Origin of the sequence: Pseudomonas sp. Ant30-3 (assembly GCF_000690905.1) — a bacterium.
Lineage (GTDB): Bacteria > Pseudomonadota > Gammaproteobacteria > Pseudomonadales > Pseudomonadaceae > Aquipseudomonas.
The window spans coordinates 17,285-30,532 of record NZ_JMCL01000014.1 but is presented as its reverse complement, the minus strand read 5'-3'; the positions used below and the strand labels follow the sequence as shown (position 1 = coordinate 30,532).

The 13,248-nt window shown below is 58.7% G+C and carries 16 protein-coding genes; 9 read left to right on the top strand and 7 right to left on the bottom strand.

The features are described 5' to 3' along the window. Positions 1-128: 128 nt before the first annotated feature. From DU29_RS0103770 to DU29_RS0103755, 4 genes are all read right to left on the bottom strand, one after another. Positions 129-416, bottom strand: a complete 288-nt coding sequence (locus DU29_RS0103770) for a PA4642 family protein (RefSeq protein ID WP_028620509.1) — start codon at positions 414-416, stop codon at positions 129-131. Between the two features lie 63 nt (positions 417-479). Then, complete coding sequence (locus tag DU29_RS0103765) at positions 480-965, bottom strand: hypothetical protein (protein ID WP_028620508.1); 486 nt, start codon at positions 963-965, stop codon at positions 480-482. Positions 966-1,128: 163 nt separating this feature from the next. Further along, positions 1,129-1,602: a WbuC family cupin fold metalloprotein gene (locus DU29_RS0103760; RefSeq protein WP_028620507.1), complete on the bottom strand. Its 474-nt coding sequence runs from the start codon at positions 1,600-1,602 to the stop codon at positions 1,129-1,131. A gap of 3 nt (positions 1,603-1,605) precedes the next feature. Further along, on the bottom strand, positions 1,606-2,163 hold the full coding sequence (locus DU29_RS0103755) for a hypoxanthine-guanine phosphoribosyltransferase (RefSeq protein WP_028620506.1): 558 nt from the start codon (positions 2,161-2,163) through the stop codon (positions 1,606-1,608). A 162-nt stretch (positions 2,164-2,325) separates the two neighbouring features. On the opposite strand from DU29_RS0103755, the gene upp reads away from it, so the two are divergent. Next, positions 2,326-2,964 (top strand): uracil phosphoribosyltransferase, encoded by a 639-nt coding sequence (gene upp, locus DU29_RS0103750; protein ID WP_028620505.1) that lies wholly within the window; start codon positions 2,326-2,328, stop codon positions 2,962-2,964. Between the two features lie 2 nt (positions 2,965-2,966). Further along, positions 2,967-4,241, top strand: coding sequence for a uracil-xanthine permease family protein (locus DU29_RS0103745; protein ID WP_028620504.1), 1,275 nt, complete (start codon positions 2,967-2,969; stop codon positions 4,239-4,241). Positions 4,242-4,355: 114 nt separating this feature from the next. On the opposite strand, the gene hemH is transcribed toward DU29_RS0103745, so the two are convergent. Beyond that, positions 4,356-5,381, bottom strand: coding sequence for a ferrochelatase (gene hemH, locus DU29_RS0103740; RefSeq protein WP_028620503.1), 1,026 nt, complete (start codon positions 5,379-5,381; stop codon positions 4,356-4,358). Between the two features lie 13 nt (positions 5,382-5,394). Beyond that, the gene (locus tag DU29_RS0103735) at positions 5,395-6,297 is read right to left on the bottom strand and encodes a TIGR01777 family oxidoreductase (RefSeq protein WP_028620502.1); all 903 of its coding nucleotides are present in this window, start codon (positions 6,295-6,297) and stop codon (positions 5,395-5,397) included. Positions 6,298-6,493: 196 nt separating this feature from the next. On the opposite strand from DU29_RS0103735, the gene DU29_RS0103730 reads away from it, so the two are divergent. The 7 genes from DU29_RS0103730 (at position 6,494) to DU29_RS0103700 (ending at position 12,537) form a co-directional block, all read left to right on the top strand. Continuing rightward, a complete protein-coding gene (locus DU29_RS0103730) occupies positions 6,494-7,480 on the top strand; it encodes an NAD(P)/FAD-dependent oxidoreductase (protein ID WP_028620501.1) in 987 nt (328 codons plus the stop codon). Next, complete coding sequence (locus tag DU29_RS0103725) at positions 7,477-7,692, top strand: TIGR02450 family Trp-rich protein (protein WP_028620500.1); 216 nt, start codon at positions 7,477-7,479, stop codon at positions 7,690-7,692. The genes DU29_RS0103730 and DU29_RS0103725 overlap by 4 nt, the downstream gene beginning before the upstream one ends. Before the next feature lie 230 nt (positions 7,693-7,922). Beyond that, positions 7,923-8,882: a YbgA family protein gene (locus DU29_RS0103720; RefSeq protein ID WP_028620499.1), complete on the top strand. Its 960-nt coding sequence runs from the start codon at positions 7,923-7,925 to the stop codon at positions 8,880-8,882. Continuing rightward, a complete protein-coding gene (locus DU29_RS0103715; RefSeq protein ID WP_028620498.1) occupies positions 8,882-9,823 on the top strand; it encodes a MerR family transcriptional regulator in 942 nt (313 codons plus the stop codon). The genes DU29_RS0103720 and DU29_RS0103715 overlap by 1 nt, the downstream gene beginning before the upstream one ends. A gap of 34 nt (positions 9,824-9,857) precedes the next feature. Beyond that, positions 9,858-11,303 (top strand): deoxyribodipyrimidine photo-lyase, encoded by a 1,446-nt coding sequence (gene phrB / locus DU29_RS0103710; RefSeq protein WP_028620497.1) that lies wholly within the window; start codon positions 9,858-9,860, stop codon positions 11,301-11,303. Positions 11,304-11,381: 78 nt separating this feature from the next. Continuing rightward, positions 11,382-12,164, top strand: coding sequence for an SDR family NAD(P)-dependent oxidoreductase (locus tag DU29_RS0103705; protein WP_028620496.1), 783 nt, complete (start codon positions 11,382-11,384; stop codon positions 12,162-12,164). Positions 12,165-12,231: 67 nt separating this feature from the next. After that, on the top strand, positions 12,232-12,537 hold the full coding sequence (locus DU29_RS0103700; RefSeq protein WP_028620495.1) for a YkgJ family cysteine cluster protein: 306 nt from the start codon (positions 12,232-12,234) through the stop codon (positions 12,535-12,537). A 123-nt stretch (positions 12,538-12,660) separates the two neighbouring features. On the opposite strand, the gene DU29_RS0103695 is transcribed toward DU29_RS0103700, so the two are convergent. Next, positions 12,661-13,179, bottom strand: a complete 519-nt coding sequence (locus tag DU29_RS0103695) for an acyloxyacyl hydrolase (protein WP_028620494.1) — start codon at positions 13,177-13,179, stop codon at positions 12,661-12,663. Positions 13,180-13,248 lie beyond the last annotated feature (69 nt).

The window sequence follows — 13,248 nt, the reverse complement described above, 5'->3', positions numbered from 1 at the left end:
GGCGAGGGAGCTTGCTCCCGGTGGGCTGCGAAGCGGCCCCAAAATGCGGCAAACGACGCAGATTTTGTGAGCGCTACGCACTCAAGCGGGAGCAAGCTCCCTCGCCACAAAGAACGGTGCGCCTGACCTTAACCGCGAGCCTTGGCAATCAGCTCGATGTACTCGGCCGCATTGCGCTGATCCTTGATCAAGGCCACGAAATCATTGCCGTGCTCATCCTTGCCATCCAGATCAAAACCGCCGGCAACAAAGAACGTCAGAAACCGCTCGAAATCATCGATACGCAGGCCACGGTACGCCTTGATCAGTTTGTGCAGCGACGGTGAAGTGGCATCGACCGGCTCGAAATCGAGGAACAATTTGATCTGCTCATCGCCGATCTCGTCACCAATCACTTGCTTCTTATCTTTACGCATTGCCGACTCCAGCTCGCAGACATTTCACGGGGCGGGCAGTTTACCCTTCACTAGCCGCCGGGCTCAACGCGAACGAACCGCACCCGTGTGCAGATCAGCCCAGATGTGGCCATTGGCGTAGCTGAGGAACTGGCAGTACACCGTGCCGTTGCGCAACAAATCCATGACCACGCGGTATTGTGCCATCGGGTAGTTCAACGTCAGGGTTTTGCTCTTGTCGTCATAAACCGGCTTTTTCAGGCTTTTGCTTTCGCCATCGAAATTGATCACGACCTGATTGATGGTTGCGCCTTTGTTCAGGGATTTGCCCTTGAGGCGAATCAGCATCGGCGACGTAACCGGGATGGGCTGTTGATTGGACTGGCGCTGACTGCCGACCACCACCGAGTATTCGGTGACCTGCAGCAGCTGTTGCTGCTCGGGGGCGGCATCGCGAAGGGTCAGGTCATCCGGCGGCAGAAACTGCGCGTGCATCGGCGCAGGCGCGGCGGCCAGAGGCAGACTGAGGGTGAGCAACAAGGCGGCGCAGCTGCGGATCAAGAAACGCATGAAAGGCTCCGGGGGGCGGGGCCGAGCACTTTATCACGGGCAGGCATGAATCAATGTGGGAGCGAGCCTGCTCGCGATGGACTTCAACGATGACGCGAGCTGTCTGGATGCAAGCGGCAGCTGGACGTTCATCGCGAGCAGGCTCGCTCCTACAGGGGTGATTTTAATCGAACTGCGCGCGCATCCAGGCTTGGTACTCGGCAACGCCCGGCTGGCCTTCACGCGGCGCCCAATCCGCCAGTTCGCCATCACCCACCGGGCGGTATGGCCCGGCCTTGCATTCGAACATCACGGAATCAGCCTCCAGCACCACCAGGCCGTGGAACACACCCGTTGGCAGGTCAACGCCAATGCACTCGCCACCGGCCTGCAGGATCTGCTGTTTAACCACCGCACCGGACTCGTCGAAAATCAACAAGCCCAGTCGCCCTTTGACCACCAGCAACGTCTCGGCCTTGTGCTCCCCCAAATGGCGGTGCGGCGGAATATAGGTGCTGGGTTGCAGCCCTACCGCCATGCGATGACAGGCATCGTCCATCTGATGGAAATTGTGATGCTGACGCCCACGAGGACTGGCCGTCGCTTTCTCGGCCAATTCGCTGAACAGGGTTTGATCAAGAAAGCTCGGCACGGTCATTTCTTACATTCCTTTAACGGCGAAAATGCCGTTGGCGTTACGCCAGTAGCCTTTGTAGTCCATGCCGTAACCGAAGATGTAGCGGTCGATGCACGGCAACCCGACGAAATCGGCCTTGAGGTCCGGACGCGCCTTGCGCTCGTGATCCTTGTCGATCAGCACGGCGGTGTGCACTTTGCGCGCACCGGCGTGTTTGCAGAAGTCGATGATCGCGCCGAGGGTGTGACCCTCGTCGAGGATGTCGTCAATGATCAGCACGTCGCGATCAATGAACGAAACTTCCGGCTTGGCTTTCCAGAACAGGTCGCCGCCGCTGGTTTCGTTACGATAACGGGTCGCGTGCAGATAAGACGCTTCCAGCGGGAAGTGCAGATGAGTCAGCAGCTTGCCAGCGAAAATCAGCCCGCCGTTCATCACACAGAAAACCACCGGATTGCTGTCAGCCAGTTGTTCGTTGATGTGCGCACCGACGCGGGCGATGGCCGCCTCGACTTCAGCTTCGGTGTACAGGCAGTCAGCCTCTCGCATGACTTGACGGATATGCTCGAGATCAGCGGACATGGCGCTCTCCGGGGTTGAGGAATCAGGAAAAGCGGGCAAAGGTACGCATCCCGCGCGGTCAGATCAAGGGTTTGTGGACTAACGTACTCTGTGTCTATAGGACAACACCCTCGGATAGATTAATCTAGGCCGGTTTTTTTGCCCGCCGCCGGAGCCTTTCCCATGCCCATCCTCGAGATCCGCCACCCGCTGATCCGCCATAAACTCGGCCTGATGCGCCGTGCAGACATCAGCACCAAGAATTTCCGCGAGCTCGCTCAGGAAGTCGGAGCCCTGCTCACCTACGAAGCCACCAAAGACTTGCCGCTGGAAGCCTACGATATCGAAGGCTGGTGCGGCACTGTGTCGGTCGAGAAAATCGCCGGCAAGAAAATTACCGTGGTGCCGATTCTGCGTGCCGGTATCGGCATGCTCGAAGGCGTACTCAGCCTGATCCCGGGCGCCAAAGTCAGCGCCGTCGGCGTGGCCCGCAACGAAGAAACCCTGCAGGCCCACACCTATCTGGAAAAACTGGTCCCGGAAATCAACGAACGTCTGGCGATGATCATAGACCCGATGCTCGCAACTGGCAGTTCCATGGTCGCCACCATCGACCTGCTGAAAAAGGCCGGTTGCCGCGACATCCGCGCGATGGTCCTGGTCGCTGCGCCGGAAGGCATTGCGGCTGTAGCGAAGGCGCACCCGGACGTGACCATCTACACGGCCTCCATCGATGAACGCCTCAACGAACACGGCTACATCATTCCGGGCCTGGGCGACGCCGGTGACAAGATCTTCGGCACCAAGCAGAAGGACGCTTGAGCATGCAGGATGAGTTCAACGATCCGCTCTGGCGTACGGTGCTGTCCGGCGCCCAGATGCTGTTCGTGGCGTTCGGCGCCCTGGTGTTGATGCCGCTGATTACCGGTCTTGACCCCAACGTGGCGCTGTTTACTGCAGGTCTGGGAACGATTCTGTTCCAGATCATCACGGGCCGTCAGGTGCCGGTGTTTCTGGCGTCGAGCTTTGCCTTTATCACCCCGATCATTCTCGCCAAGGGCCAGTTCGGCCTCGCCGCGACCATGGGCGGTGTGATGGCTGCCGGTTTCGTCTACACATTCCTCGGTCTGGCCGTGAAAGTTAAAGGCACCGGTTTCATCGACCGCCTGCTGCCACCCGTGGTGATTGGGCCGGTGATCATCTCGATCGGCCTGGCCATGGCGCCGATTGCCGCGAACATGGCGATGGGTAAGGCGGGCGACGGTACCGAGCTGATTCCTTACCAGACAGCCATGCTGATCTCGATGCCAGCGTTGCTGACCACGCTGATCGTTGCGGTGTTCGGCAAAGGGATTTTCCGTCTGGTGCCGATTATCTCCGGCGTACTCGTAGGGTTTGCGATGGCCTTCTACTTCGGCGTCGTCGATACCGCGAAGATCGCTGCGGCACCGTGGTTCGCGATTCCGGCCTTCACCGCGCCGGAATTCAACTGGCAGGCGATTCTGTTCATCGTGCCAGTGGCCCTGGCGCCAGCGATCGAACACATCGGCGGAGTGATCGCTGTCGGCAGCGTGACCGGTCGCGATTACCTGAAGAAGCCAGGCCTGCATCGCACCCTGCTCGGTGACGGTGTTGCCACCACCGCTGCCGGTCTGTTTGGCGGTCCGCCGAACACCACATACGCCGAAGTCACCGGCGCGGTGATGCTGACCAAGAACTACAACCCGAAGATCATGACCTGGGCGGCGATTTTCGCTATCAGCCTGGCGTTCGTCGGCAAATTCGGCGCATTGCTGCAGAGCATCCCGGTGCCGGTGATGGGCGGGATTCTGTGCCTGCTGTTCGGCTCGATTGCAGCGGTGGGCATGAACACGCTGATCCGCCACAAGATCGATCTGGGCGAAGCGCGCAACCTGGTGATTGTCTCGGTGACACTGGTTTTCGGTATTGGCGGCGTGCTGGTCGGCACGGGCACGGGCCCGGACGACTGGGGCCTGAAAGGCATCGCGTTGTGCGCGGTGACGGCGATTGCGCTGAATCTTTTGCTGCCGGGCAATGATGGCTGGAAGCATAAGAAGCCGGAGGACCCGTTGTTGTAATCCCTTTGGCAATTCGCAATCTGCCAGATAGCTTCGCGAGCAGGCTCACTCCTACATTGACCTTTGGTGTGCACACCGAAAGCCAGTGTAGGAGTGAGCCTGCTCGCGATACTTTTACAGCGCCAACGGCGCCCTTTCGCACAATGTGCTCAGCGCCTTTGCCCACTGCGGGTCATCGTTCAGGCACGGTATAAGCAGCAATTCCTCGCCCCCTGCTTCAACAAACTGCTCTTTGCCGCGATCGCCAATTTCTTCCAGCGTCTCGATGCAATCGGCCACAAACGCCGGGCACATCACCAGGACTTTTCTCACACCCATCCCCGCCAATTCATCAAGGCGCGCTTCGGTGTAAGGTTCGATCCACTTCGCCCGCCCCAAACGCGACTGAAACGACACCGACCATTTGCCGTCAGGCAAGCCCATGCGTTTGGCGAATTCCGACGCGGTGCGCAGACACTGCGCGCGGTAACAGGTGGCGAGCACCTGCGGCGAAGCGTTCTTGCAGCAATCCTCGTTTTTGAAGCAATGCTGGCCCGTCGGGTCGAGCTTGGTCAGGTGCCGCTCAGGTAATCCGTGAAAGCTCAGCAGCAAATGATCGTAATCCTGCTGCAAATGAGGCTTTGCGCCGGCCACCAGTGCATCGAGGTATTCAGGCTGATCGTAGAACGGCTGAAGAATCGAGAACTGCACATCGAGATTTTTCTCGCGCACCACGCGCCGCGCTTCTTCGATCACTGTGGTCACGGTGCTGTCGGCAAACTGCGGATACAGCGGCGCAAGGGTGATTCTCTTGTGGCCCTGTGCAACCAGTTGCAGCAACTTCGTTTCAATCGACGGCTCGCCGTAGCGCATCGCCAACTCCACCGGCCCGTGAGTCCACTGCGACGTCATCGCCTGCTGCAAGCGACGGCTGAGCACCACCAGAGGCGAGCCCTCCTCCCACCAGATCGACGCGTAGGCATGGGCCGACTTCTCCGGGCGCTTGATCAGGATCAGCGACACCAGCAAGCGGCGCACCGGCCACGGCAAGTCGATCACATACGGGTCCATCAGAAATTGATTGAGGTAACTTCGCACGTCCGCCACCGACGTGGAGGCAGGCGAGCCCAGGTTAACCAGAAGCAATGCGTGATCAGTCATGCAACGTCCTATTTCAAAGGCGGCTGGACAAGTCGTCCAGGGCCGCGCGCAATTCGGTGAACTGGAAAGTGAACCCCGCTTCCAGCAAGCGTGCCGGCATGGCCTTCTGGCCGCCGAGCAGCAGCAACGACATCTCGCCCAGTAACACTTTCAGTGCCAGGGTCGGCATCGGCATGAACGTCGGGCGGTGCAGCACACTGCCAAGCGTCTTGGCGAAATCGCGATTGCGCACCGGGTTTGGCGCGCAGGCATTATAAGGACCGCTGGCGGCATTTCGTTGCAGCAGAAAATCAATCAGGGCGATTTGATCCTTGATATGAATCCACGGCATCCACTGCCGACCATTGCCCAACGGCCCGCCCATGCCCAGTTTGAACGGCAGCAACAGCCTCGACAAAAAGCCGCCGTCGGCCGACAGCACCAGCCCGGTGCGCACCAGCACCAGGCGAATGCCCATGGCTTCGGCGCGTTGCGCGGTTTCTTCCCAGGCAATGCACAGCTGACTGGCGAAATCATCGATCACCGGCGGCGATTCTTCGCTCAACTCACGCTCGCCGCCATCGCCATACCAGCCTATCGCCGAACCCGAGATCAGCACCTGGGGTTTCTGCGCACGACGTTCGAGCCAGGCCAGCATCGTCTCGGTCAGTGTGATGCGACTGCTCCAGAGCAAGGCTTTGCGCCGGGTTGTCCAGGGACGGTCGGCTATAGGTGCGCCGGCCAGATTGACGATGGCGTCCAGCGTGTCCTGACCCATGTCTTCAAACAGCGCAATACCGCGCACCCCGGCACCGCAAATGGCCGCGACTTTTTCCGGTGATCGGCTGAGAACCGTCAACCGATGGCCCTGATTCAGCCAGTGTTTGCAAAGCTGACGTCCTATCAAACCAGTACCGCCGGTCAGCAATATGTGCATGACTTCTTCCTCGGGTGGCGTTTTACCGTGATCACTAGTCTATTTTTATAAGCAGGGATCTTTGGTATCGGGCAGGCTCTGTGATTAACCATAGGCCAAGCTGTCAGAACAAGAACGCTAAAAGTTATACCAAAAAACAATATTGTACAGGTTTCATCCACGGCGTAGTCTGTACAGAAAGGTAAACGAGGCCCCTATGACTGTACCTATCGCAATCATTGGCACCGGCATCGCCGGGCTTTCCGCCGCCCAGGCGCTAACGGACGCCGGGCATGTCGTTCAACTTTTCGATAAAAGCCGTGGCAGCGGCGGTCGCATGTCGAGCAAGCGCAGCGATGCGGGTGCGCTGGACATGGGGGCACAATATTTCACTGCACGTGACCGGCGTTTTGTCACGGAAGTTACGCGCTGGCAGTCCGAGGGCTGGGTTGCCGAATGGACGCCGCAGCTGTACACCTTCCACGGCGGTCAACTGAGCCTGTCGCCGGACGAGCAGACTCGCTGGGTCGGAACGCCGCGCATGAGTGCAATCACTCGGGGCCTGCTGGGTAATCTCGAAGTGCAATTCGCCTGCCGGATCACCGAGGTCTATCGCGGTGAAAATTATTGGCATCTGCAGGATGCCGAAGGTTTCACTCACGGGCCGTTCAGTCATGTCGTCATTGCGACGCCGGCACCGCAAGCCACTGCCTTGCTGGCCAGCGCGCCAAAACTCGCCGGCGCTGCTGCCGGGGTGAAAATGGACCCTACCTGGGCCGTCGCGCTGGCTTTTGAGACACCACTTGAGACACCCATGGAAGGTTGCTTCGTGCAGGACAGTCCGCTCGACTGGCTGGCTCGCAACCGCAGCAAGCCCGGACGCGACACGACGCTGGATACTTGGGTATTGCATGCCAGCAGCGCCTGGAGCCGCCAGCATATCGACCTGTCCAGGGAAGCGGTGATCGAGCAATTGCACGGTGCCTTCGCCGAACTGCTGCACGACGCCATGCCCGCACCGACCTTCAGCCTCGCCCATCGCTGGCTTTACGCACGTCCCGCCACCAGCCACGAATGGGGCACCCTGGCCGACGCCGATCTGGGTCTGTATGCCTGCGGCGACTGGTGCTCGTCGGGTCGCGTCGAGGGCGCCTGGCTCAGTGGTCAGGAAGCCGCTCGCCGCCTGCACGAACATTTGCAATGAACCGCATCAGTCCAGACAAACTGCTGCTGTCGAAGTGGACAGCAGCCCATCCGCAAAATCGTGAAAAGCACTTTCTGGTAACCGAGCTGTTCCGCGACGAGGAAGGCACGGTGGTGGACGTGGAATTGCAGGCCGTGTTGACCAAGCGCAGTGAACGACTTGATTGGCGGTCGCTGAAAAACAGCGACGCGTGGACCCTTGGCTGGAATTAAATTTTTGTAGGAGCCGGCTTGCTGGCGAAGCAGACAGCGCTTTTTTCCAGAGATACCGCATTTCGTTCATCGCCGGCAAGCCGGCTCCTACGAGGATGTGTTTGGAGATGAGCCGACAATTGACAGCGTAAAACCTATACAAATAATTTGACTTGTACACCTTTGAATCTATGATTAAGCATTCTTGTACAGATATTGAGATCTGTAGAGATCTGATTCGAGGTGATCCGATGCCCCCTACCACCGCGAAACCTAAAATTGCGATCAGCGCCTGCCTGATGGGTGCCGAAGTGCGCTTTAACGGTGGGCACAAGGAATCGCGGTTGTGCAGTCGCACCCTTACTGAATATTTCGATTTCGTCCCGGTCTGCCCTGAAGTGGCCATCGGCCTGGGCATTCCTCGCGAACCGATTCGTCTGGTCGGCAACCCCGATCATCCGCACGCCATTGGCTCCGTCCACGCCGACATCGACGTCACCCAGTCACTGGCTGCGTACGGGCAAAAGATGGCTGCAGAACTGGACGATATCTGCGGCTACATTTTCATGCAGAAGTCACCGTCCTGCGGCCTCGAAAGGGTCAAGGTCTATCACACCAACGGTGCGCCAGTGGACGGGGGCGGACGCGGCATCTACGCCCAGGCGTTCTGCGAGCAGCATCCGGATTTGCCGGTAGAAGAAGACGGCCGGCTCAACGACCCTGTCCTGCGGGAAAACTTCCTCACTCGGGTATTCGCCTACAGCGCGTGGCAGCAGGTGTTGCAGGAAGGCTTGACCCGCCATGGCCTGACGCAATTTCACGCGCGCTACAAATACCTGCTGATGGCGCACAGTCCGGTGCATTACAAGACCTTGGGCAACTTGCTGGGCAACATGGGGCACACCGACCCCCAGGAGCTCGGCCCGCGATATTTCAGCGAGTTGATGGCGGCATTGAAAACCTGCGCGACCCGCCGCACTCACACGAATGTCCTTCAACACATCAGCGGATATCTGAAACAGGCGATCAGCGCCGAGGACAAACAGGAGATGCAGCATGTGATCGGTCAGTATCGCCAAGGCATCGTGCCGCTGGTGGTCCCGCTGACTTTGCTCAAACACCACTTTCGGCTACATCCCGATCCGTACATCGCGCAACAGGTTTACCTGCAACCGCACCCGGAAAACCTCAGCCTGCGAAATGCGATTTGATGAAAACCCCACTCGATACCAGCGCTGCCGAAGACCTCGGCGCGGACTTCAGCAAAGCCCTTGAAGAAGGCTGGCTGCCCATCCGCGAAGTGTCGCGCCAGACCGGTGTCAACGCCGTCACGTTGCGCGCCTGGGAACGCCGTTACGGCTTGATCGTGCCGCAACGTACACCCAAGGGCCATCGGCTGTTCAGCGCCGAACACGTGCAGCGCATTCTGACCATTCTCACCTGGCTCAATCGCGGGGTCGCTGTCAGCCAGGTCAAACAACTGCTCGACACCCCACAGGCGTTCACTGGAGCGGTGGAGAATGATTGGCAGCTATTGCGCCAGACACTGCTGCAAGCCATCACACAACTGAACGAACGCCTGCTGGACGATACCGTCAATCAGGCCATGGCACTGTATCCGCCACGAACCCTGTGCCAACAATTGCTGATGCCATTGCTCAACGACCTCGAGCAACGTTGGCAAGGCCAGTTCGGTGCGCAGATGGAGCGGGGATTTTTTTATTCCTGGCTGCGCAGCAAATTCGGTGCGCGTATCTACCATAACAACCGTCAGCTACGCACCCCGCCGTTTCTGCTGATCAATCAATCGGATGTGCCCCTCGAGCCGCATTTGTGGCTCACCGCATGGCTGATCAGCAGCGCTGATTGCCCGGTAGAAGTATTTGACTGGCCGCTGCCCGCCGGCGAGCTCGCACTGGCAGTCGATCACCTCAAAGCCCGAGGTGTCCTGCTGTACTCCAGCAAGGCGCTAAACGTTGTGCATCTGACGAAACTATTCAATGGCGTCAGTTGCCCAAAAGTGATTGCCGGGCCCACGGTGTGCATCCACCACGCCGAGCTGTCCGCACAAACGTGCAAGACAGCTGCTGTGTATCTCGCCCAAGATCCGCTATCAGCGCATCAAGTGCTCGTCGAGCGCGGGTTGATCTGATGACGCTTTTTCAATGAATTCTGCGGACTTCTCCATGCAATTGATCTGGCTGCGCAGCGACTTGCGCCTGAACGACAACACAGCCCTCTCTGCCGCTGCGGCTCGCGGGCCGTGCGTGGCGGTGTTCCTGTTGAGCCCGCAGCAATGGCAAGAACACGACGACGCGCCATGCAAAGTGGATTTCTGGTTGCGCAACCTCGCCGAGTTGAGCCCGATGCTCGGCGAACTGAATATTCCTTTGCTGATCCGCCAGGCGCCGCGCTGGGAGCAGGCGCCCGCCGTCCTGCTGGAGCTGTGTCAGCAACTGAAGATCGAGGCCGTACACGTCAACGAAGAATACGGCATCAATGAATCCCGCCGTGATGCGGCAGTGGCCGAGGCGTTGAACGCCGGCGATGTGCAATTCTTCAGCTATCTGGATCAACTGTTGTTTAAACCGGGCAGTGTGCTGACCAAAACCGGCACTTACTTTCAGGTCTTCAGTCAGTTCCGCAAGGTCTGTTATGAACGCCTGCACCGATCACTGCCGTATCTGGTGGCCGCGCCCGACACTCAGGCGCCGCTGAATATTCGCAGCGACGAGGTCCCTGCGCGGATCGAAGGCTTCGACACCCCGAGTGATCACCTGCAGGCTCTCTGGCCAGCAGGCGAATCCGAGGCGCGTCGACGCCTCGACACCTTCACTGACGCGCAGATCGACTACTACAAAAACGAACGGGATTTCCCCGCCAAACCCGGCACCAGCCAGTTGTCGGCGTACCTTGCGGCCGGGGTGGTTTCGCCCCGCCAATGCCTGCATGCGGCGTTGCAAAGTAATCAGGGCGAGTTTGAAAGCGGCAAGGTCGGCGCGGTCACCTGGATCAATGAACTGCTTTGGCGGGAGTTTTACAAACATATTCTGGTGGGCTACCCGAGGGTGTCCCGTCACCGCGCATTCCGCCCGGAAACCGAAGCGCTGACCTGGCGCGACGCCCCGGATGACCTGCTTGCCTGGCAGGAAGCGCGCACTGGCCTGCCAATCATCGACGCCGCCATGCGCCAGTTGCTCGATACCGGGTGGATGCACAATCGCTTGCGCATGGTCGTGGCAATGTTTCTGACCAAGAACCTGCTGATCGACTGGCGTGAAGGTGAGCGGTTTTTCATGCGCCACTTGATTGATGGCGACTTGGCGGCGAATAACGGCGGCTGGCAATGGAGTTCATCCACCGGCACTGATTCGTCCCCATACTTCCGTATTTTCAACCCGCTCAGCCAATCGGAAAAATTTGATAGCGAAGGCGTGTTCATCAAACAGTGGCTACCGGAACTGGCCGCACTGAATAAAAAGGACGTGCACAACCCGGGAAACCTCGGAGGTCTGTTTGGCGTGGCAGATTACCCTTCGCCGATCGTCAACCTCAGTACATCCCGTGCGCGGGCGTTGGCGGCGTTCAGGGACCTGCCTTCGCGACAGCCTGCCGGAGGGGAGCGCGATTGAGGGCAGACGTTTTTTGCACGACCCGGCTGCCAATCACTGCAGCGAAAGGAGCGGTTTGCGTATGAACAGGAGCGCAGGATGAGTCTGACACCCCCACGTCGTTATTGGTTGACCGGCGCAGGCAACGGCATTGGTGCCGCACTGGCCGAGGAAATTCTCAAGACAGGCGCTAGTCTGGCCGTCAGCTCGCGCTTGGTGGCGCCACTGAAAACCTTGTCTCAACGGTATCCCAGGCAGGTTCTGATGTTGGCCGGCGATTTGACGAGTGCTCAGACGGTGCGAGAAATTGGCGAGCAGATCGCTCGCGAATGGGGCTCGCTGGATTCAGTGATCCTCAATGCAGGCACCTGCGAATACGTCGACGTCCAGCAGTTTGACGCTACCATTGTCGAGCATGTCGTGCGCACCAATCTGCTCGCCTGCAGCTATTGCATTGAAGCTGCATTGCCATTGTTGCGGGCAGGTACCGCGCCTCATCTGGTAGGGATTGCCAGTCCCGTGACCTCCTTGGCGCTGCCAGGCGCCGAAGCGCACGGCAGGGCCAAACCCGGCTTGCAGCATCTGTTTGAGTCGATGCGCATCAAACTGGCGCCAAGCGAAATAGAGGTTACTTTCGTCAGTCCGGGATCGTTTCCAACGCCCGCAACAACAGCCGACGATTCGCCGTTATCCCTCCGGTGGCCCGCCGGGAAAGCCGCGCGGCATATCTTCGCCGAACTCAAGCATCGGCCATTGAACATAGCCTTCCCTGCTTTGTTTATGGCGGCGCTGTGGCCTCTGGAAAAAATCACCAACCGACCGCAACTGGCGATTGGCAAACGCATAGTGCGCAAACACCCACCGATCCTTGATCGACTGTAAGCTCGCTGAGCTGAACGCCCGTCAGGCCTTCACCCTGCGCTCGGCCGTTTGCCTTACACTGCGCCCCATGAAAACCATTGCCCATACGCAAATCGTCGAGTCCGCGGTCACGTGCTCGACCTGCGCAGCCTGCTGTTGTCAGCTCGAAGTCATGCTGATCACGGACACCGGTGTGCCCGAACGATTCATCGATACCGATGATTGGGGTGGGGAAGTAATGTTGCGTCTGGACGACGGCTGGTGCGCCGCACTGGATCGCGACAGCATGATGTGCACGATCTACGAGAAGCGTCCGCTGATTTGCAGAGAGTTCGAAATGGGCGCGCCTGAATGCCTCGAAGAGCGCCAGGGCATTACCACGGCGTATCGCTGAAAAACGACCTCTATAAAAATGTGGGAGTTAACCTGCTCGCGATGGGTGCCTGCCATTTAACAACTATGTTGAATGTACAAGCGCCATCGCGGGCGAGCCTTGCTCCTACAGATCGTAGATATCTTACAGCGGCATTGTGTAGTGCAACGCGTAGCTCTCTACGCCATCGTTGTCACTGCTCAGACCGGCGTTGGAATAGTGCGTCGCACGGATCCCGACTTCATGTCCGCCTTTCAAACGCAAGCCGAAACCGATGCGGTCTTCAAACTGGAAAGAGCTGCCAATGTTGTTGTCTTCGTATTCGGTGTTGGAGAAGAACGCCACACCAATACCGGCTTCTACATACGGCTTGACGTTTTCACCGGCAAATTCGTAAACGAACACTGGCGAGAACGACAGGCTGTTGTTGCTGGAGGTCTTGTCGCCTTCCCAATAGGTGTAGGCGCCGCTCCAGTAACCGGTCACGCGACCGACGTCACTTTGCAGCCAGCTCTTGTCCCAATCGAACTGCATACCCAGTCGATAGGTCATGGTCGAATCGCTGGTTGCGCCAACCCCAAATTCCACACCTGCCGCCTGTGCGGTGTAAGTGTGCCCCAACATCGCGGCCGCAATCGCGGCCAAGCAGAATAGTCGCTTCACTTGAAACATCCTTTTCCGAACTGAATTCGTATGGTTTTTTTGGTCAATCAACAGACTAGCTATAGAAAT